This window comes from Crystallibacter permensis, from assembly GCF_025960875.1.
GTDB lineage: Bacteria > Actinomycetota > Actinomycetes > Actinomycetales > Micrococcaceae > Crystallibacter > Crystallibacter permensis.
Genome location: NZ_JAODLR010000006.1, coordinates 126,121 through 144,709 on the forward strand (window position 1 = coordinate 126,121; position 18,589 = coordinate 144,709).

At 64.1% G+C, this 18,589-nt stretch carries 20 protein-coding genes; 3 read left to right on the plus strand and 17 right to left on the minus strand.

Translation table 11 applies throughout. The annotated features are described in order from the left end of the window. Window positions 1–70: 70 nt before the first annotated feature. Window positions 71–1,357: a peptidoglycan DD-metalloendopeptidase family protein gene (locus B0G38_RS09380; RefSeq protein ID WP_319801236.1), complete on the minus strand. Its 1,287-nt coding sequence runs from the start codon at window positions 1,355–1,357 to the stop codon at window positions 71–73. On the opposite strand from B0G38_RS09380, the gene B0G38_RS23230 reads away from it, so the two are divergent. Then, the gene (locus tag B0G38_RS23230; protein WP_319801237.1) at window positions 1,340–1,498 is read left to right on the plus strand and encodes a hypothetical protein; all 159 of its coding nucleotides are present in this window, start codon (window positions 1,340–1,342) and stop codon (window positions 1,496–1,498) included. The two genes, B0G38_RS09380 and B0G38_RS23230, sit on opposite strands and share 18 nt — an antisense overlap. Before the next feature lie 52 nt (window positions 1,499–1,550). On the opposite strand, the gene ftsX is transcribed toward B0G38_RS23230, so the two are convergent. From ftsX to B0G38_RS09430, 10 genes are all read right to left on the minus strand, one after another. After that, window positions 1,551–2,465: a permease-like cell division protein FtsX gene (gene ftsX, locus B0G38_RS09385; RefSeq protein WP_264669192.1), complete on the minus strand. Its 915-nt coding sequence runs from the start codon at window positions 2,463–2,465 to the stop codon at window positions 1,551–1,553. Next, entirely contained in the window at window positions 2,462–3,163 is a 702-nt protein-coding gene (ftsE, locus tag B0G38_RS09390; RefSeq protein WP_264669193.1) for a cell division ATP-binding protein FtsE, read from the minus strand. The genes ftsX and ftsE overlap by 4 nt, the downstream gene beginning before the upstream one ends. 635 nt (window positions 3,164–3,798) lie before the next feature. Then, a complete protein-coding gene (gene prfB / locus B0G38_RS09395; protein WP_169994205.1) occupies window positions 3,799–4,914 on the minus strand; it encodes a peptide chain release factor 2 in 1,116 nt (371 codons plus the stop codon). An 82-nt stretch (window positions 4,915–4,996) separates the two neighbouring features. After that, window positions 4,997–5,488, minus strand: coding sequence for a Tad domain-containing protein (locus B0G38_RS09400; RefSeq protein ID WP_264669194.1), 492 nt, complete (start codon window positions 5,486–5,488; stop codon window positions 4,997–4,999). Window positions 5,489–5,502: 14 nt separating this feature from the next. Then, on the minus strand, window positions 5,503–5,997 hold the full coding sequence (locus tag B0G38_RS09405; protein WP_264669195.1) for a hypothetical protein: 495 nt from the start codon (window positions 5,995–5,997) through the stop codon (window positions 5,503–5,505). Further along, complete coding sequence (locus B0G38_RS09410) at window positions 5,978–6,388, minus strand: TadE/TadG family type IV pilus assembly protein (protein WP_264669196.1); 411 nt, start codon at window positions 6,386–6,388, stop codon at window positions 5,978–5,980. The genes B0G38_RS09405 and B0G38_RS09410 overlap by 20 nt, the downstream gene beginning before the upstream one ends. Before the next feature lies 1 nt (window position 6,389). Then, window positions 6,390–6,581 carry a hypothetical protein gene (locus tag B0G38_RS09415; protein ID WP_240974549.1) on the minus strand — a complete coding sequence of 64 codons (192 nt, stop codon included), beginning with the start codon at window positions 6,579–6,581 and terminating at the stop codon, window positions 6,390–6,392. A gap of 98 nt (window positions 6,582–6,679) precedes the next feature. Then, on the minus strand, window positions 6,680–7,621 hold the full coding sequence (locus tag B0G38_RS09420; RefSeq protein WP_264669197.1) for a type II secretion system F family protein: 942 nt from the start codon (window positions 7,619–7,621) through the stop codon (window positions 6,680–6,682). Then, entirely contained in the window at window positions 7,618–8,481 is an 864-nt protein-coding gene (locus B0G38_RS09425) for a type II secretion system F family protein (RefSeq protein ID WP_264669198.1), read from the minus strand. Before B0G38_RS09425 ends, B0G38_RS09420 begins: the two co-directional genes overlap by 4 nt. Next, window positions 8,478–9,704 carry a CpaF family protein gene (locus B0G38_RS09430; RefSeq protein WP_264669199.1) on the minus strand — a complete coding sequence of 409 codons (1,227 nt, stop codon included), beginning with the start codon at window positions 9,702–9,704 and terminating at the stop codon, window positions 8,478–8,480. The genes B0G38_RS09425 and B0G38_RS09430 overlap by 4 nt, the downstream gene beginning before the upstream one ends. 159 nt (window positions 9,705–9,863) lie before the next feature. Here B0G38_RS09430 and B0G38_RS09435 point away from each other — a divergent pair, with 159 nt between their 5' ends. Continuing rightward, the gene (locus tag B0G38_RS09435) at window positions 9,864–11,687 is read left to right on the plus strand and encodes an ABC transporter ATP-binding protein (protein WP_264669200.1); all 1,824 of its coding nucleotides are present in this window, start codon (window positions 9,864–9,866) and stop codon (window positions 11,685–11,687) included. 16 nt (window positions 11,688–11,703) lie between these two features. Here the strand turns inward: B0G38_RS09435 and B0G38_RS09440 are convergent, their stop codons facing one another. The 6 genes from B0G38_RS09440 to B0G38_RS09465 are packed head-to-tail and all read right to left on the minus strand — an operon-like array spanning window position 11,704 to window position 17,249. After that, on the minus strand, window positions 11,704–12,747 hold the full coding sequence (locus tag B0G38_RS09440) for a glycosyltransferase family protein (RefSeq protein WP_264669201.1): 1,044 nt from the start codon (window positions 12,745–12,747) through the stop codon (window positions 11,704–11,706). 3 nt (window positions 12,748–12,750) lie between these two features. Then, entirely contained in the window at window positions 12,751–13,890 is a 1,140-nt protein-coding gene (locus tag B0G38_RS09445; protein WP_264669202.1) for a glycosyltransferase, read from the minus strand. Beyond that, a complete protein-coding gene (locus tag B0G38_RS09450) occupies window positions 13,887–15,050 on the minus strand; it encodes a glycosyltransferase family 2 protein (protein WP_264669203.1) in 1,164 nt (387 codons plus the stop codon). Before B0G38_RS09450 ends, B0G38_RS09445 begins: the two co-directional genes overlap by 4 nt. Then, complete coding sequence (locus tag B0G38_RS09455; RefSeq protein ID WP_264669204.1) at window positions 15,043–15,411, minus strand: DUF2304 domain-containing protein; 369 nt, start codon at window positions 15,409–15,411, stop codon at window positions 15,043–15,045. The genes B0G38_RS09450 and B0G38_RS09455 overlap by 8 nt, the downstream gene beginning before the upstream one ends. A 4-nt stretch (window positions 15,412–15,415) precedes the next feature. Continuing rightward, the gene (locus B0G38_RS09460) at window positions 15,416–16,081 is read right to left on the minus strand and encodes a glycosyltransferase family 2 protein (RefSeq protein WP_264669205.1); all 666 of its coding nucleotides are present in this window, start codon (window positions 16,079–16,081) and stop codon (window positions 15,416–15,418) included. A gap of 52 nt (window positions 16,082–16,133) precedes the next feature. Then, window positions 16,134–17,249 (minus strand): glycosyltransferase, encoded by a 1,116-nt coding sequence (locus B0G38_RS09465; RefSeq protein WP_264669206.1) that lies wholly within the window; start codon window positions 17,247–17,249, stop codon window positions 16,134–16,136. A 180-nt stretch (window positions 17,250–17,429) separates the two neighbouring features. Here B0G38_RS09465 and B0G38_RS09470 point away from each other — a divergent pair, with 180 nt between their 5' ends. Beyond that, entirely contained in the window at window positions 17,430–18,578 is a 1,149-nt protein-coding gene (locus B0G38_RS09470; protein WP_264669207.1) for a glycosyltransferase, read from the plus strand. Window positions 18,579–18,589: the final 11 nt, after the last annotated feature.

Consider the following 18,589-nt stretch of genomic DNA (forward strand, 5'->3'; position numbering starts at 1 on the left):
ACTCCTTCTGGTTCAAATCCTCTTAGGTGGAAACACCTAGTATACCGGCGCGGGACAAATCCCTCGTGGGCTACAGCAGACCCATGGGGTTGACCAGCGAGCCGTTCAGGATGGTTTCAAAGTGTAGATGGCATCCAGTCGAGTTGCCGGTTGTTCCAACGTAACCGATGACATCCCCTTGGCTGACCCTCTGGCCAACGGACACGGCGGACCGCGTTAAGTGGAAGTAGTTCGTTGCCAAGGCACTGCCCGAAACCACCCCGTGGCTGATCACCACCATGTTTCCGGCGGCACCGCCCCACCCGGATGTCCATACTTCGCCGCTGGCAGGCGCGCGCACCGGGGTCCCGCAGGCTGACCCATAGTCCAGTCCGGTGTGCATGTAACCGCCGGAACCGCCAAAATCGATCGTCCCGGCGGGTGTAGCCCTCCATCCGTATCCGGAGGTCACCGGGCCGGACACCGGCGAGGCGAGACCAAACGAGGACGACTCGCTCGGCGCGGCGGGCGGCGGTTCGACCGTGGGTACAATCTGCGGGACCGGCTGGTTGGCTGCCGCGGCAGCCGCCTTCGCGGCCTTGATCCGCGCCTGTTCCTTCTCCCAGGCCGCTTGGGCCGCCTTGCGCTCGGCTTCTTCCTTCTTGCGGCGCTCTTCGGCTTCGCGCCGGAGCCTTTCCTGCCGTTCGGCGATATCCGCCTGCACCTGCTGGTGCTGTTCTTCGACCTCAGCCAGCTGCTGCTGGATCTTCGGTTTCTGGGCCTGCAGTTTGTCCGAAAGGGCAGAGGTATCCGCGATCAGCGCGTCCACCTTCTCCTTCTCCGCTGCGGCCTCATCGCGGGCAGCCTGCTCGGCAGCCAATGCCTCTTCGGCCTGCTGCTTGAGGTCCCGGATTTCTTCCTCGACCGCCTCGAGGCGGGCCTTCGAGTTCACGTTCGTGGCGTTCTGCTGGGAAAGCTTGTTCAATGCGGCGTTCTGGCTGCGCAGGGCCTGGTCCGCCAGACCGATTGTATCGGCCAGGCCGGAATCACCCTCAGAGCCAAAGAAGAGCGTCAGGTTAGACGGGACTCCGCCCTGCTTGTAGGCCTGGGTGGCAATCTGCCCTATGACTTCCCGGGTTTCAGCGAGCTCTTCCTTGTCGTCATCGAGCTGCTTATTGATGTTGTCCTTGGTCTGCAGCGCCATGTCCACACGCTGGGCCAGAGCGGCGACCTTGTTCGCCGCTTCCTCGACCCGTCCCTGCGCATCTGCCAGTTTCTGCTGGGCCGCGGGCAACTGGCTCTGGTACTCCTTGAGCTGCTTGACCGTCTCTATGATGTCGGCGTCCAGGAACTCCAGGGAATGCTCAACTTCGGCCATTTCCTGCTCGAGCGCTTCTTTGCGATCGTCCAGTTGATCCGCTTGTACCGGACCTGCGGTGCCGAGGGAAAACGCCAAGAAGGCGGCCAGCGCGGCGCTGATAATCCCCTGCGGCAGACACGACTTCCTACCCGCGTGTAAACGGTTCACTGTCCGGTTCCCCAACCTGTTGTTCTGCTCAGTAGACATGATTCTAGACCTTCAAATAGCGTCGGAGGGTAAGAAGAGAGGAAATTCCTGCCAGCACGGTACCGAGCAGGATCAGCGCAGGTGCGATCAGGAGCACCGATCCCTCCGATATGAAGGCCGTATCCGGATATTGCTGTGCAAGCCAGTCGCCGATAAAGAACCGCGCCACTGCCCACAACGTGACCGAGGCCAGCAGCGCGCCGATGACCGCGGCAATGACGCCTTCCAGCACAAACGGCAGCTGGATCACCGCCTTCGAAGCTCCTACCAGGCGCATGATGCCCGTCTCGCGACGTCGGCTAAACGCCGAGAGACGGATGGTCGTCGCGATCAGCAGGATTGCACAGACAATCATGATGGCGGCAATACTGACCGCCACGAGTGACGCTATATTCATCACATTGAAGACCCGTTCCAGGATCTCCCGCTGGTCCACAACGACTTCGACGCCGGGCAACGAGGAGAAGATCTCGTTAATAACCTCGTACTTTTCCGGGTCCACGAGGCTGACGCGGAAGGACTCCGGCAGCTGATCCGCCGTTACGGAATCTACAATCGGCGAGTTTGCGAACTGGTCGCGGAAGTGTCCCAACGCGTCCTCTTGCGACTCGTACAGGTAGGTGTCCACGTACTGAGCGACAGCAGGCGAGTCAAGCGTGTTTTTGATTTCCGCCCGCTGCTCGTCAGTGACCGGCCCGGAGGCGCAGCTGGCCGCCGTCGACGTATCGACGCAGAGGAAGACCGCGACCTGGACCTTGTCGTACCAGTAGCCCTTCATCTGGTTGATCTGCAGCTGGAGCATGCCGGCGGCACCGACGAATGTCAGTGAAATGAAAGTGACCAGGATGACGGAGACGACCATGGAAAGGTTCCGGCGCAACCCCGAACCGATTTCACCGAGAATGAATGCGAGTCTCATTTGTTATCACCCTGGGCGCCAATGTAGATGCCTTCGGCTTCGTCACGGACCAATACGCCGTCGACCAGCTCGATCACCCGTTTGCGCATGTCGTTCACGATCACATTGTCGTGTGTGGCCATGACCACGGTGGTGCCGTTTTGATTGATGCGGTCCAGGACCTTCATGATGCCCATCGAGGTGGTGGGATCAAGGTTTCCGGTCGGCTCGTCGGCCAGCAGGATACCCGGCTTATTCACGATCGCCCGGGCGATAGCCACACGTTGCTGTTCGCCGCCGGAGAGCTCATGGGGCATCCGGTGGTCCTTGCCTTCCAGACCGACCGTCTTGAGTACTTCGGGAACCGTCTCGCGGATCATCGCCCGGCTCTTGCCGATCACCTGCATGGCGAACGCTACGTTGCCGGCTACGGTTTTGTTCGGCAGCAGCCGGAAATCCTGGAAGACAACGCCGATGCCGCGGCGCAGCTTGGGCACCCGCCAGCTGGGAATGTTGGCGACGTTCTGGCCAGCCACGTACACAGAGCCGCGGGTAGCCCGATCCTCCTTGAGGACCAGCCGGATGAAGGTGGACTTCCCTGACCCGGAGGCTCCGACCAGGAACGCAAAATCCCCGCGGTCCACTTCAAGGCTGACCTTGTCCAGAGCGGGTCGCGTGTTCTGGTCGTAAATCTTAGTGACGTTGTCGAATCTAATCATGACTACTTCGTGCCCAAATACAGCTGCCGATGGCTCGGGCCTATGGTTGAAGGAAAAATCATCGGCGTTCTGACTATATGCAGTACGCCTTGGGATTTACCTGCAGGCCCCTACGGGCGTGTCGTTCAGGCAAGGCCATCGGCAGGAAGCCGACGGCGTTCAGCGAGCACCATCGCCAGCCGCGTTCGCCGTGGCTGCAGCAAGTGCGGGCCGGACGGCCGCAGCAACAGCGCCGGCACCTCGCGGTTCCATCACGATTGTATAGTGATTCACGTCATCCACGGTGTGCACCCTCAGCGCCGAAACCTGCCGGCCCAGGAACGCACGTAATCCGCTGTGTAGAGGGCGGCATATCCATCCATCAGCCCGCAGGAGCCCGGAGGAGCGCTGTGGGAACAGCCAGTTGCGCGAGCGCGGCAGCAGCTCCACTCCACGGCTCAGAATCCGAGGTGTCGTGGCCATGGTGTCATGGCAGGTCGCCAGTGCGTGCCCGGTCAGGTCATGATCCGCATATCCTTCCGAGCGGGTCACGGATGTACTGCCCGACCTTAAAGCATCCGGGCAACAAGCAACACGGACCGTCCCTTGACAGGGTGGCCCGGATTTCTTAGCGGTAAGTCGTAGTGCGGCCGGACCTATTCCGCCGCGTTTCGCGTGTTCGCGCGCCAGCGGATACCCGCGTCGATAAAGTCATCGATCTCGCCGTCGAATACGGCAGAGGTATTGCCGACTTCGTGTTCCGTTCGCAAGTCTTTGACCATCTGGTACGGGTTGAGCACGTAGGAACGCATCTGGTCGCCCCAGGAGGCCTTGACGTCCCCGGCAAGGGCCTTCTTCTCCGCGTTTTGCTGCTCCTTTTTCAGCAGCAGCAGCCGGGATTGCAACACCCGAAGCGCGGCGGCGCGGTTCTGGATCTGTGATTTCTCGTTCTGCATTGAGACGACGATGCCGGTGGGAAGGTGCGTCAGCCGCACGGCCGAGTCCGTTGTGTTCACCGATTGCCCGCCCGGTCCGGAGGAGCGGAAAACGTCAACCTTGATCTCGTTGTCCGGAATATCGATGGAGTCCGTCTGCTCGATCAGCGGGATTACCTCGACCGCGGCAAAGGACGTCTGGCGCCGGCCTTGGTTGTCGAAAGGACTGATCCGCACCAAACGATGGGTGCCTGCTTCGACCGATAAGGTACCGAAGGCGTAAGGCGCTTTGACTTCGAACGTCGCCGACTTCAGCCCTGCTTCCTCGGCATAGGAGGTGTCCAGTACCGACGTGGCGTACCCGTGGCGCTCTGCCCAGCGCAGATACAAGCGCATAAGCATTTCCGCGAAATCCGCTGCGTCAACACCGCCGGCACCAGCGCGGATGGTGACAACGGCTTCCCGCTCGTCGTACTCGCCCGAGAGCAAGGTAACGACTTCGAGCTGGGCGAGCGCCTTTTTCAATGCCGCCAGCTCATTGGCTGCCTCCGTCATGGAGTCGGCATCGTCCTCGCCCTGGCCCAGCTCAACGAGCACCTCCAGGTCGTCGATCCGTGCCTCGAGTTTTTCCAGCCGCTCAAGATCGGACTGGCGGTGCGAGAGCTTGGAGGTGATCTGCTGGGCTGCGGCGGGATCGTCCCAGAGATCGGGCACTCCGGCCTGCTCGCTCAGCTCAGCGATGTCCTTGCGGATGGTTTCGACATCGGTGACTGCCTCGATGGAGTCATATGTGGCGCGCAGGGCGCGGATTTCTGCGGGAAAGTCGATCTCAGCCATGGTTCTCCAAGCCTACGCCATGGTGGGAACACCCTTGCGCTTCCTGCCGCTAAGCATCCGCCCCGGCGCTGGCACTCGCGTCTCAGCGGCGCAACTCCGAACGGGCATCGCTGGACACGGTGATCAGCACTCCGTCCGGAACCAGGAAATTCACCATCGGGGGGTGCACTACGGCGGACAGGACAACGTGGGCAGTCCGGCTCTCAGGCGAGCCGGTGCCGGGACTGATGGACAGACTGGTGAATCTGCCCGCAGCACCGGTGTCGGCAAGGTAGCGTTGGACGGCGCTGTAAACGGTCCCGTCGCTCAAGGTCGGAACGGGAGCCCCGGCAGAGCCTTGAACATCAGCCAACGCAAAAGTGTCAGCTGCGGCCAAGGAAGCTCCGTCCGCCACCGAGAGCAACTTTTTACGCTCAACGTACACGGCGGACGCAGCCATGACCACAGTGAGTATCAGCAGGCTCAGCATCACAAATCCGATGATCAGTACCGCTACCTGTCCGTCATCGTCCCGCGCCTTCCGCCCGATACGGGTCAGGCCGGTTGGTGTAAGGGCCCTGACGGGTCGCCGCATGGCTCCCGGCGTTTTCATCCGTAACGCTCGACGATCTGGGTCGCGGTGGAAGTCACCGTGGCGAAGGACAAGTCCAAACCCGACGTCAGCGGCAACGGAACCTCCAGAGAGACGTTCACGGTCACGGTTGAACCGGGATCGAGGCATGCGCCGCCGCCGCAGCTGATAGCCATCCCGAGATCGCCGGGTCCGAAGCCGAAATCCTGTACGGAAAGCAGCGCTGCCTGTTCAGCCTGGCCATGAGCGGCTGCAGGGGTGTCTGCCGCGACGAAAACCTTGGCTGCATGGTCGGCCGCGCTAACGACGGCGAAGGAACCGCCCTGAACCTGGGCCACTGCGATGACGAAGTAGACCACAGGTACCAGCAGCAGTGCGCCAAGGAAGACGAACTCCACCACAGCGCTGCCCCGCGCCGCAGGATCATCAGGACCCGCCGCCGCTGCCAAGCGCCGGCGAAGTTCGACCAGTGACCTGGACGGCCGGTATTTGCTACCGCGACAGTGCCGCATGGCCCTCCACCTCCAATCGGCCTGCAGGACCCACCAGTCCGACCGCCGGCAACGGAGCGTTCACCGTCACGCGAAGCGTCCTGATTCCACCACGCTGGATCTCTTCCACCTGGACGTCCGCGGCATAGTCAGAGTTAAGGGAACCCGTAATCAGGGACACCGTGCGGCCGCGGGCGTCTTCTGGTCCACGATCTGCCAAAGCGCCGTAGCGGGCACCGGAACCAGCAGCATCGATCAGAGTGTTGCGGACATGCAGAACAAGAGCCAACTGCATGATCGAGACGAAAATCAGCGTCAGGACCCCGCCGACCAGCACGAAGTCCACGGCGGCTGAGCCGCGCTCAGAACGAAGTCTGACCGGAGCGCGCAGCAGCATTATCAGGTGGCGCATATCAAGGCTGGCTGACGCGTCCCATGGCATCGTTGAAAAGGCCTTCGAGCGCCGGCTTGGCAATGGCGAGGATCCCTGCCACCAGCACGGCCGACATCAGTGTGATCATGACCCACCCGGGTACATCACCACGCTCGGGGTCCTCGCCGGACACGACCGTCCGGAACCGACCGGCGAGCTGTGCCAGCATCATCGACAGCAGTACAGCAGCTTTCAGAGTGAAGGAATACTTGTTCATTTTCCGCCTTCTTTACCTATGATCCGTTGTTGGAATTCTCATTGCTTGCACCTTCACCAGCCCAGGTTGATCAGGGCCAGCCCCGGATACACTGCGAACAGGACGGTGAGGGGCAAGACGCCGAACACGAGCGGAACCATCATGGCGATCTCCTTTTTGCCTGCGGATTCCATGAGACTGCGTTTGGCCATATCCCTGACGTCCTGTGCCTGTGCCCGAAGCACTTCCGCGAGCGGGGTACCCCTTTCAACTGCCACGGTGATCCCGTCCACGAACCGCACCAAGGCCTGCAGCCGGCTCCGCCGCGAAAAGTCCTGCAGCGCCGCCAGCAGCGGAGTCCCCGACCTAGTATCAGCCAGGACAGTCGCGAATTCGTCGGCCAGTTCTCCCTGGGCGCTGCGGCAGATACGTTCGAGCGCACCAGTGGTGCTCTCCCCCGCGCTGACGGCGAGCGCCATCAGTTCTGCCAGGCTGGGAAATTCCGCCAGCATCTTGGTTTCCCGGCGCTGTATCTGCACGGTCAACATGTAGTCGCGCAGCAGGAATCCACCCGCGGCGAGGCCGATTGTGAGAACGATGCCGGTGACCGGGTCCAGTCCTCCCCCTGCCGCGGACACCAGCGCCAGCAGAATTCCGATAGCAAGTCCGAGGACCGCCCACAGCAGTTGCTCCGCCCTGAAGTCGACGGCTGTTTGGCGGCGGCCGGCCTGCGCCAGGCGTTTGGATAGCACGGTCGTTCCCAAGTTGAATCTTCCGAGCCAGGAAACGGCGTCGAGAAGAACCGGCCGGATGATGCGCTCCAAGGGACCGAACGGAGTCACGTTGACCGGTCCTGCAGCCAGCAGCCTGGACTGGACGTCGACCGATTTCAGCTGAGGGGCGATCCTGTCGACGAACCGCGTCCTGCGCATGGATGGGAGCCGCGCCAAGACCAGCCACAACCCGGCACCCAGCCCTGTACCCGCGAGGACACCCATGGTCATCAACTGGGTCATTGCATCACCCGTTCGTCTTCCGGCAAGGCGCCGATGCGGAGCATGAGCCGGTAACAGACCTGTGACACGACAAGACCGCCGAGCAGCACCATGGCTCCCGCCGTCGAGTTATAGGCGGCAACAGCTTCGGGCCGCGTAGCCAGCAGCATCAAGATAATCCACGGTGCGGCGACGGCCAGCCTGGCTGCGCTGACTGTCCACGACTGGCGGGCCTCCAGTTCGCTGCGGGTACGGGCACTATCGCGAAGGAAATCAGCCAGCGTACCCAGCAGCCTCCCCAGGTCGGAACCGCCGACCTCCCTGGTCATTCTGAGGGCTTCGATAATCCGATCCGCCACGGGATCCGCAAGCCTGTCCTTCAGCCGCTCCAACGACTGGTCGAAGCGCCCGCCGGCGCGGTAGTCTGCCCCGAAATCAGTAAACGCGGGACGCAGCTCCACCGGCCCCCGGATGCCGAGCTGAACCAGGGCTTCCGGCAACGAGAGTCCCGCACGAATGGCAGAACGCAGGTGATCGACTACGTCCGGCCAGATTTCGCGCATCGCCGCCACGCGGCGCCTTGCCCGCCAACGCACCAGCACCAACGGCAGCCATCCGCCAAAGAGCGCGAAACAGCCGGCGATCGGAGGCGATTGCGTGATCACCAGGATCAGCAAGAAGGTAAAGCCGGCTGTTCCGGCGCAGCTGGCGATAAGGCCGTTGACCGAGACTTTCTCAATACCCGATTGGTTGATGACCTCCTGCAGGCGGGTGAACCGTGGACTGCGGGGGCGCCTGGGACGGGGTTCCGGCAACTCCCAGCACGACCACCAGATCAGGAATAGACCGAATCCACCTGCAAGACCTGCGGCAGCAGTCATGACATGCCGCCGAGCAACTGCATGACGTTGTACCCGGCACGGGCAAATTTCTCATCTCCCGGACTGGCCGAACCGCTTGCCAGCAGATCTCCGTTCTGCCGGCTGAAGAGCGTGGATGTCTCGATAATGCCGTTTTCGACCCGGCGGCCGAGCGAGACTATTTCGGCGACCTGCCGTTGACCGGAGGCACTGCGCGTGCAGTGGACGACCAGATCAATGCAGGAAGCCACCGTCGGCAGGACGAAGGCACTGGAGATATTCTCGCCAGCCAACAGGGGCAGCGTGCACACCTTTGTAATGGCGTCATATGCGCTATTAGCGTGGATAGTACACATCCCTGGCAGGCCGCTGTTCAGGGCAATAAGCATGTCCAGGCTTTCGGCTTCGCGGACTTCGCCGACGATCAGGCGGTCCGGCCGCATACGCAAGGCTTCCTTGACCAGGCGCCGCAGGGGGATTTCACCCTCGCCCTCCAGATTCGGTTGGCGGCATTGCAGGCCCACCACGTCACGTAACGGCAGCTGAAGCTCGAAAATTTCCTCGACCGTCACCACGCGCTCGCGGCTGCCGATGCTTGCCGCAAGGCAATTGAGCATCGTCGTCTTACCCGCTTGGGTTGCTCCGGAGACCAGGATGTTCAGCCCGCTGGCTACCGCGGCGGAGAGGAACCGCGCTGCCTCGGGCGAGAGCGAGCCCAGTTCCACCAAATGGTCCAGTTTCGAGGCTCGGGCAATGAACTTACGGATGTTGACTGCCCAGTGCCGTTTGGTGATGTCAGGGATGACCACGTGCAAGCGGGAACCATCGGGCAAGGACGCGTCAACGAACGGCGACGACAAATCCAACCGCCGGCCGGAGGACTTGAGCATCCGTTCCACCAGGTCCCTTACCTGCTGCTGGCTTAGCGTGACCGAAGTAAGCTCGGACTCTCCCCCGCGTGCCACGTACACTTCGGCCGGAGAATTGATCCAGATTTCCTCAACCGTGGGATCATCCAGCAACGGCTGCAGTGCGCCGAACCCCGCGACTGCATCGAAGACATACTTCCTGGCAAAGTCGAGGTGCCCCAGCGGCGGCAGCGTCCCCAACAGGGACCGCTCGTCATAATCATTGACCGCGGCCTCCACCAGTCGGCGCACTTCCCCGCCCTGGTGGGCCGGGTCGATGCCCCTGCGGCGGATGAGCTCGCGCACCTCATCTTCGACAATGCGGATAGCGTCCATCCGTATCCCCCTGGCGCACAGCGCCGTCCTGACGCCGGAACTTTTTGAGACTGGATCCGCCGTCGGTGTACGTATTCTCTCCCGAGAGTAGGTGAAACGTTTGCAGCAAGCTAGGTCTGTGACGCGGCTTGTGGATAAACAACTAGTCTTAGTGCCAGTATGAATAGCATTCTGAAGGTCCTCGGGCCGCTGTTGAAAACGCTGCCCGATGGCAGCCGCCGATTCCTGACCGGCTACGCCGTTGCTTCCGCGGCCCTGGCGCTGCTGGATATCGTGGCCCTGGGGCTGGTGGCCGCACTGCTCCCGGGACTGGTCAGCGGGCAACCGATGGTGTGGCCGGTTCTGGGCGACATCACGGAAAAAGGCCTGGTCCTGCCGCTGCTGATCTTCATCTGCCTGCTGATTGTCCTCAAGGGCATTCTCGCGGTGCTGCTGCTGCGTTTCGCCACCAAGCGGTTCGCCCGCCACGAAGTCGCCATCGGGGACCGCCTCTTCGCGGCCTATCTTGCCTCGCCCTGGGAGAAACGGCTGGGCCGCAACTCCGCTGAAATCGTCCGCTCTGTTGATGTGGGCGTGGGCATCACGGTCTCGGGCGTGCTGATGCCGGCCATGACGCTCTTCGGCGAGCTGGGCACGATGGTGGCTGTCGTCGTCGTACTTTTTATTGCCCAGCCGCTGATCGCTATTGTCACCATGTTGTATCTGGGACTGGTGGCGCTGCTGCTGGCCAAGGTGATTTCGCCCCGGGCGGTGGCGATCGGACGTCAGAACCGCGAGTGGTCCAACCGGACGGCCAAAACCCTCTACGAGGCCTTGGGCGCGCTGAAAGAAATCACCCTCGCGGACCGCGGACCGGAGGTGCAGGAGCAGGTCCACGGCACCCGGACCAAGTCGGCCATGGCCCGGGCCGGCGCCATCCAGATTTCGCAGATTCCGCGCTATGTGTTGGAGACCGCCTTGGTGGTCGGCTTCGCCCTGGTCGGCGGTGTTGGCCTGCTTGTCGGCGGTCCCGCCGGAGCCGTGAGCGCCATCGGGCTGTTCGCCATCGCCGGATTCCGGCTGATCCCTTCGCTGACCCGGATGCAGGCCGTGCAGTCCTCGGTCAACACCAGCGCATCCTTTGCCCGCCAGGTCATCGAGGACATCCGCGAGGGTGACGAGGAGATGGCGCGCCAGAGCAAGGAACGGCCGCAGCACGACCTCGCCGATGCACCGGCGGATATTGTGCTCAACGATGTCTCCTTCAGCTATCCGGGTGCCCAGGCTCCTGCGCTGGACCGGATCAGCATCCGGATTCCCGCCGGCAGCCATGTGGCCTTTGTGGGGTCATCCGGTGCCGGAAAATCAACCATGGTGGATATTCTGCTCGGGCTGCTGGAGCCAACCGCGGGCCACATCGAAGTGGGCGGCGAGCGGCTCGAATTCGTGCTGACTTCCTGGCGCAAGCGGATCGGTTATGTCCCCCAGGAAGTGTCCCTCTTCGACGCCTCCGTTGCCCAGAACGTGGCCCTGGCCTGGGACGAATCCAACGTTGACCGGGAACGGGTCGAAACCGCGCTGCGCCGGGCGCAGTTGCTGGACACCTTGCTGGCCCGCGACGGCGGCATCGATGCGGTAGTCGGCGAGCGCGGCATGGCCCTTTCCGGTGGCCAGCGGCAGCGGCTGGGCATCGCCAGGGCGCTCTACGACAACCCGCAGGTACTTGTGATGGATGAGGCCACTTCGGCGCTGGATACCACCACAGAGGCCGCAGTGACCAAGGCGATCAATGAACTCCACGGCAACGTCACGGTCATCACCGTGGCACATCGCCTCGCCACCATCCGCCACGCCGACATCGTTTTCTTCATGCGCGACGGCGAGGTGGCCGCCTACGGAACCTTTGACGACGTTGTTGCCCGGGTCCCGGATTTCGCCGAGCAGGCGGCGTTGGCCGGACTCACACCGCAGGAACTGGCGGCCGACGAACGTTTAGAGACCTAGACGAACGTTTAGAGACCTAACGGTCGGCCATAACTTCGCGGTATACCCCGGCGAGCTGCCGCACCGCTTGGTGGGGTGAGTGGTTCGTGTTGATCCAGCCCCGGCCGTCCAACGAGGTGGAGACGGCCGGCGGATCTGCGAGCGCGGTCAGCACGTGGGCGATGAGGCCATCGACGGTATCGGCCTGCAGCACGGGTGACGGTCCGGGGTAATAGCCGGCGCCGAGTTGCATCACCACGGGGACGCCGATGGCCACGGCCTGCAGCTCGCTCATGGCCAGGATTCCGGCGCTCTGGCCGACCACAGCGTGTGCCCCGGCCAGCCAGCGCAGGTAGTCCGGTTTGGCCATTTTCGGTGCCAGCTGTACGCCCAAAGCAGCAGCCCGGCCTGCCTCGGTGCCCCAGTCCAGTCCCATGACTTCCGTTCCGGGTACGACGGCGGCGAGCAGTGTGCGCGCGAGTTCCAGTTGCGCCTGGCCTCCTTTCGAGCCGTCCCAGCGGGAGGCGAAAACTACGCGCGGCCGGTCCACCGGGGCCCAATCCGGAATTTCCTCCATGTCCACCGGGTTCGGCAGGTACCGTGCGCCGGGATGCGCCGTCTGGGCGTGCTCGGCCAGATCAGGAGTGGAGTACAGGACCGCCGCGGCATGGTCCGCGCCCCACTGGATCGCCGGTCTGCGGGCCGCATCGTAATACTGTGTCCTGATGTCGGTGCCGTGGAAGTGCAGCACAAAGGGCTTGTACGGGCGGGACCGCACCACGCCTACACGGGAGCCGGAGTGGACATGGAGCAGATCGGCCTTCAGAATCCCCGCCGCCCGCCCAGCCTGCCAGGATACACCGGCCAGCAATCGCCGGGCTTTTCCTGCGGCGCTAGCTGGGGGGGCCGTATCCGCGGGCGGCGTGCGGTTGAACTGCCGCCAGGGGTGCCCGTCCATCCTGCCGTACTTGACCAAAGTGCGGCCGACATCTGCGGCATCGTAGAGATGCAGGACCTTCGGGTCTGCTTCCGGATCCGCTCCGGACCCGGTTGCGCGGGGAGCTGTCCTTGAACCCGTCACGTATCAGGCCTCCGCCGGTTCCAGGAGGGCCTCGATCGCCCTTTCCCAGGCCCTGTTCTGGTGCTCGGAGGACAACTCGTCGGCGGCCTTGTCCGCGTTCGCCTTCCACTGATCGATCTGTTCACGGGTCAGCGACTGCAGCACCGCCCGCAGACCTTCCGCGGTGAAATCCTCGGTCACCGCGCCGAGGCCGTGCCGTTCGAGCAGCGTCTGCATGGCCGGCGACGGACCGATGATGAGGGCCGTCCGGGCTTGGACGGCCTCGAAAAACTTGTTCGGGAGGGCCTGGGCCAGATTGAAGTTGGTCGGCGGAATGACAGAGATGGACACGTCGTACTCGCTGATGGTCTTGACGAGTTGGGTGTAAGGCACCGGGTCGCGGAACCGGACGTTTGGCCGCGGCTCTGCCTGGCTGCGCAGCTGGTCCACGTACTCCGGTTCGTTGGGCATGACGATCAGGTCCAGTTCCAGATCCTCAGGCACTCCGTCCATGGCCGCAATGATGTCTTCGATCCGGCGGTAGCGCTGGCCGGCCGAACTGTAAATAAGGCGGATCTTCTCCCCGGTAGGACGCGGTTCCAGCTCGGCGTACGGTGCGGCGTTGGTGACCACGCCGACGTCGACGCCGAAGTCCTTCTGGTACTGCTCGGCGATACCTTCCGAGACCGTGGTCACGGAGCTGACCGCGGGCAGGTAGGTCCGGCACAGCCAACGGACATAGGGGGCCACCAGGACGCGCCACGCCGGCTTGTTGAAGTGCTCCTTGGGGGCGAATTCGTGCAGGTCCGCGTGCACACCGCGCACGGGCTCTAGGCTCAGTGCCAGCGGCACGGTGTTCGCATCGTTGGCCAGGACGGCGTCGAAGTGCTGTCCGCGCAGCATCCGCGAGGCCTCCGCCACCGCTGCGATGTTCCAGTACACCTGGCGGTACCGCCGCGCGGCCAGCCGTTTCGGATCACGCGGCCAGCTGGGCAGGACACGGTCCAGTTCGAAGTGTCCGGCTACCCCGTCCGGCGCGGGGCCGAACCCGCAGGTGAGTACCTGGTACTTGTCCCGGAACAGGTTGATCTGCTTCAGCACGCGTGGATCGCTGCGCAGGGGCGAGAAGGACAGGATCAGCAGTCTGCTGGCAGAGCGGTTCATGCAGCATCCTTTCGGCGTTGCGGGCTGGACCCGTGGCGCCGGGCAGCCGGCGGCAGGGCGGAAAGTACAGTGTCGGTGCCGGCGGCCAGCAGCGAGTTCAGATTGCTCCGCAGGGGTGCCTCAACGCGGAAATTATCCTGCCAGCGCAGCGTCAGGGTGCGCCGGAGCGCATTGGCCGCCTCCCGCCGTCGTAATGATTCCTGGACGGCTTCGACGTTGCCTGCGTCGCGCAGTTCCAGCAGCAGCCGTTCATCGGGCGCACTGAGCACCTTCGGCGCGGCCGGAGCCAATCCGGTCACCAGATCAATGACGCGGCTTAGCTCCCGGCGGTCCGCCGCCGGCCAGCTGAAGTCCGATCCCCGCCGCACTGCGGCGCTGATGACATGGCCTCGCAGGATTTTGACCGCGACGGCGGCGCGCTTTCGCTCGGGCAGCGCGGCGAACCACGTTCCCGCTACGAGTGACCGCACATCGCGGAACTGCTCTGCCAAGGGCAGCACGGCCGAAGTCACCCGTTCCGCCGCGTCATTCCCAACCTCGTAGGCCGGCCCCTGCGCCGGGTAGACGATCCGTTCGCCCGAGAACCACAGCTTCAGTCCGAATTCCAGGTCCTCGCCGGTCCGCAGTCCGGGGGTCAGCGCCAGGCCGTGTTTGGCAAGCAGGTCCCGGCGGAACAGCCCCAGCGGAGCGGTCCGGTAGGCCAGGCGGTCCCGCACCGGATCCACCAGCATCCCGCGGAGCACGCGTGCCCGCGGGGTCAGGATCCGCCGTCCTCCTCGGAGCCGCAGCGCTGCCATAACGACGGCGGCGCCGGCACCTTCCGCGGCGGCCAGCCAGGCGTCCACCGCTCCGGCTTCCAACGTGTCGTCGGAGCCCATGATTCCCACGAATCGGGCTACTGCGTGTTCGAGCCCATAGTTGAACGGTCCGGCCGGCGAACGGATTCCGTCCGCCAGGGCCAGGACCCGGACCTGCTCGGCGGGCAGCCCGGCAAGCGCGTCGCGGAGGGGCGCGGGATCGAGATTGTGGCACACAACCGTGGCCAGGACACAGCCAGGGGTTGCCGCGGCCAAGACGGACTCCACCGCGCGGCGGAGCGGGCGGTCGGCACTGTGGACGGCGATGATCAGTTCGGCCGCCGGCGCCTGCCGGTCAGTCATGCCCGCGGCCTTCCCCGGCTGCGGCGTCCGGACGCGGCGCCTCGTCCAGGGCAATCCGACGGGCCAGCTTGGTGATCCGGGCTTCCAGCTGGCGCGTTCGGTGGTATGAGCTGGCCATGAAGATCAGGAAACACACAATCAGCCCGTACAGCACCAGGTCTGTCCCGCGGCCAATGCCGAGGAGATTGGCCACGCGCGTGAGCAAGCCCGGGAAGAACACGGACAAAGCCGCAACACCGGCGAAAAGCACCAGCAGAATGCGCCGTACGGCCTGATGCCGGGCATTGCCTGCGCCGCGCATCAAGGCCAGTGCGCCGACGATGACGGCCAGGACCAGGACAATTTGGACAACTATGATCATGAATTCACCTGAAGAAGAGATCCGCGAGGATGTTGACGCCGTTCAGCAGCGACTGCCCTTTGGCCTTGGAGTATTCCGTATAGACGATCTTGACCGGATGCTCCACCAATACTGGTTTCAACTCGGCCAGCTGGTGGATGAGTTCGGAGGCGTGCGCCATCCGGTTCTGTGTCAGCTGGATCTTGCCCGCGATCGGGGCCGAGATCGCCCGGAGCCCGTTGTGTGCGTCCGTAAGCCGCAGCCCGGTGGAGAAACGGGACTGCATTGCGGCCGTGCGCAGCACCAGCCGCTTAAGCCGGGAGACGTCGGCAGTACCTTCGAGGAAGCGCGACCCGAGCACCACTTCCGCCTCGCCCGAACGGATCCGTGCCAGCATGGCGGCGGCATCTTCGACGCGGTGCTGGCCGTCGGCGTCGAAGGTGACAATGGCGTCCAGTTGCGGGTCCTGGAGGGCGAATTCGATCCCCGTTTGCAGGGCCGCTCCCTGCCCCAGATTTACGGGATGTTCAACCACGACGGCGCCGGCGGAGCGTGCGATGGCCGCGGAACCATCCGAGCTGCCGTCATCGACACAGACCACGTACGGAAATTCTTCGCGCAGTCCGGAAACCACCGAACCGACAACGGTAGCCTCGTTATACATCGGCACGACTACCCAGCAACGACTCACCTGCCTAGTATTCCACAACGGGCATAGGCCGCGGCGCAGCCTCAGCAGCCGCTCAACCGAGGCCGGACACCTGCCGGAAATGGGTGTCCAGCTCTTTGCTGCTGCCGGCGAGGCTGCGATGTTCGACGACGAAATTCCGGGCCCCGCGCCGCATGGCCAGGTACTCGCCGCTGCCGAGCTGGAGCAGCTGCAGCAGCCGGCTCTGGAGCTGGGAGAAGTCCGCTTCGCTGGCAAGCAGGCCGGTGGTGCCGTCGTCGAGCATCTCGGGAATTCCGCCGCTGCGGTACGCGAGCACCGGCGTACCGCAGGCCTGAGCCTCCAGCAGCACCAGGCCGGCAGCCTCCCGCGCTCCCCCGGCCTCTTGGCTCGGCGCCACCAGAACGTGCGCCTGCTGCATCCAGCCGCGGATGGCTGCCCGGTCCAGCCGGCCGAGGAAATCAATGTGCGGGTGGCTGGCGGCCTGTTCCTCGACGGCGTCCCGCAAGGGTCCGTCCCCGATCACGACCAGCCGGTGATGGGCCTTCCGCCAGACGGCGAGCGAGGCATCGATCAGGTCCCTGATGCCCTTCTGAGTGTTCAAGGTCCCCACGAAGAGCACCACGGGAATGCCCTCGCTGTCGTGGCTGCCCGGGACAAAGTAGTCCGTGTCAACGCCCTGATAGTGCACCTCGATCTTCTCCGCGTCCAGTCCGAGCGCCGTCGCACGGCCCGCCAGGTAGTTGCTGACGGCCAGAATCCGCTTGCTCTGGGAGGCGGCTGCCAGCACATTGCGGTGGTGCCACTTGGCCATGAAGGTATCGGCAGGGTTGCCCAGCGAGACCACGTCGGAACCGTGCAGGGTAGTCACCAGCGGAACCCCTTGGCGTGATGCATGCACGGCCGGCTGCGACCACGTGCCGAAGTGCTGGTGGATCAGATCCGGTTTGAAACGGCGAATGGCCAGGGTCATGGCGGGCATGAACGCGGGCATGACCAATTCACGACGGCGGAAACCCAGCAGCTGCCCTGGCACAAAGTCGGTTACGGGGACGGTAACGGACCTGTCAGTGATCTCGGCGACCAGGGTGAAGACGTGGAAATCGTGGCTGGCCTTGAGCTGCTCGGCGTGGGCCGTGGCGAAGTACGTCGGCGGTACGCGCAAGGTGCTCTTGGTGATCGCGATCTTCACGTGGCTTCCTGACCCGGCTGTTGGCTGGTGCGGCGGCCGTGGCCGCGTCTGACACAGCCATAGTAGCCCGGCAACATGGACCTGCCGCAGACCGGGTGGCAGGTAGGCTGGTCACGGTCCGGATACGGTCCGGGCAGGCACCGGGCCCACGCGTGCCGCTTCCCAGCACTGAGGTAAGGAATGACGGTGCCCCAACAGATACTTTGTATCTCCTTCTCCGACATCGAGGCGGATTCCCGGGTCTTGCGCCAACTGGCCTTGCTCGCGGAGGCCGGCGAGGTGACCACACTCTCCTACGGCAACCGCCCGCCCGGCTCCACCACACATTTGGAAATCGATTCCGCCCTGCCCTCCCTCCCGCAGACCCTGTCCGGCGTTCTGCGCCTGGGACTCCGCCGGCACGCATCGGTGGAACTGGCGGCCCCCGCCGTCAAGCAGGCGCTTGCCCTGGTCCGCGGCCGGACCTTCGACCTGATCGTGGCCAACGAGGCCCGCGCCCTGCCGCTGGCCCACGCCATCGCCGGCGGTACCGGTACCCCCGTATGGGGCGACATGCACGAGTGGGCCCCCGAAGAACGCGCGCACGTGCTGCCGTGGCGGTTGCTCGTCAAGCCCTACATGTGGGCAATCTGCGCCAAGTACCTACCACGGACGACGGCGGTGACCGCCGTTAACGCTTCGATCGCCACCTTATATTCGGAACAGTTCGGGATCGACACCGAGGTGGTCCGCAACGCCGGCCCGTACCGGGATTTGGAGCCGTCGGAGCCGGTCGCCGGCAAGATCCGCTTGGTCCACAGCGGCGCGGCAATTCCGGGCCGGAACCTGGAGGGGACCATCGAAGCCTTCCGGGCCCTGGACGATCGCTTCAGCTTGGATCTGTATCTGGTCAAGGCGCGCGACGGCGGACGGTACTGGCAGCAGCTCAAGGAGCTGGCGGCAGGAGACCGCCGCATCACCTTCCACGATGCCGTTGCCCCCGACGAGCTGCCGGCCACGCTGAACAAGTACGACGTCGGCGTCTTCAGCCTCCCGCCGCGCACCACCAACCACAGGCTCATGCTCCCCAACAAGTTCTTCGACTTCGTCCAGGCCCGTCTGGCCCTGGTCTTCAGCCCCTCCCCCGAAACCGCCCGGCTGATGCACCAGTATGATCTGGGTGCCGTGACCGAGGACTTCAGCACCGAATCCCTGTCCCGCACCCTGGCTGCGCTCACCGCCGAGGAAGTTGAACGGTACAAGGCGAATGTTCACCGGGCCGCGCAAGCCCTCAGTTCTGCGGAGGACGAGGCGGTCACCCGCGGTCTGCTGACCCGCCTACTAGGCTGACGATCCTTCTT

Bases quoted from the DNA above. Each gene is read 5' to 3' on its own strand.
- B0G38_RS23230 (WP_319801237.1), top strand. From the start codon at position 1,340: ATGCTCAACTTCGGCCATTTCCTGCTCGAGCGCTTCTTTGCGATCGTC.
- B0G38_RS09380 (WP_319801236.1), bottom strand. From the start codon at position 1,357: ATGGCCGAAGTTGAGCATTCCCTGGAGTTCCTGGACGCCGACATCATA.
- ftsX (WP_264669192.1), bottom strand. From the start codon at position 2,465: ATGAGACTCGCATTCATTCTCGGTGAAATCGGTTCGGGGTTGCGCCGG.
- ftsE (WP_264669193.1), bottom strand. From the start codon at position 3,163: ATGATTAGATTCGACAACGTCACTAAGATTTACGACCAGAACACGCGA.
- prfB (WP_169994205.1), bottom strand. From the start codon at position 4,914: ATGGCTGAGATCGACTTTCCCGCAGAAATCCGCGCCCTGCGCGCCACA.
- B0G38_RS09400 (WP_264669194.1), bottom strand. From the start codon at position 5,488: ATGCGGCGACCCGTCAGGGCCCTTACACCAACCGGCCTGACCCGTATC.
- B0G38_RS09405 (WP_264669195.1), bottom strand. From the start codon at position 5,997: ATGCGGCACTGTCGCGGTAGCAAATACCGGCCGTCCAGGTCACTGGTC.
- B0G38_RS09410 (WP_264669196.1), bottom strand. From the start codon at position 6,388: ATGCGCCACCTGATAATGCTGCTGCGCGCTCCGGTCAGACTTCGTTCT.
- B0G38_RS09415 (WP_240974549.1), bottom strand. From the start codon at position 6,581: ATGATGCTGGCACAGCTCGCCGGTCGGTTCCGGACGGTCGTGTCCGGC.
- B0G38_RS09420 (WP_264669197.1), bottom strand. From the start codon at position 7,621: ATGACCCAGTTGATGACCATGGGTGTCCTCGCGGGTACAGGGCTGGGT.
- B0G38_RS09425 (WP_264669198.1), bottom strand. From the start codon at position 8,481: ATGACTGCTGCCGCAGGTCTTGCAGGTGGATTCGGTCTATTCCTGATC.
- B0G38_RS09430 (WP_264669199.1), bottom strand. From the start codon at position 9,704: ATGGACGCTATCCGCATTGTCGAAGATGAGGTGCGCGAGCTCATCCGC.
- B0G38_RS09435 (WP_264669200.1), top strand. From the start codon at position 9,864: ATGAATAGCATTCTGAAGGTCCTCGGGCCGCTGTTGAAAACGCTGCCC.
- B0G38_RS09445 (WP_264669202.1), bottom strand. From the start codon at position 13,890: ATGAACCGCTCTGCCAGCAGACTGCTGATCCTGTCCTTCTCGCCCCTG.
- B0G38_RS09450 (WP_264669203.1), bottom strand. From the start codon at position 15,050: ATGACTGACCGGCAGGCGCCGGCGGCCGAACTGATCATCGCCGTCCAC.
- B0G38_RS09455 (WP_264669204.1), bottom strand. From the start codon at position 15,411: ATGATCATAGTTGTCCAAATTGTCCTGGTCCTGGCCGTCATCGTCGGC.
- B0G38_RS09470 (WP_264669207.1), top strand. From the start codon at position 17,430: ATGACGGTGCCCCAACAGATACTTTGTATCTCCTTCTCCGACATCGAG.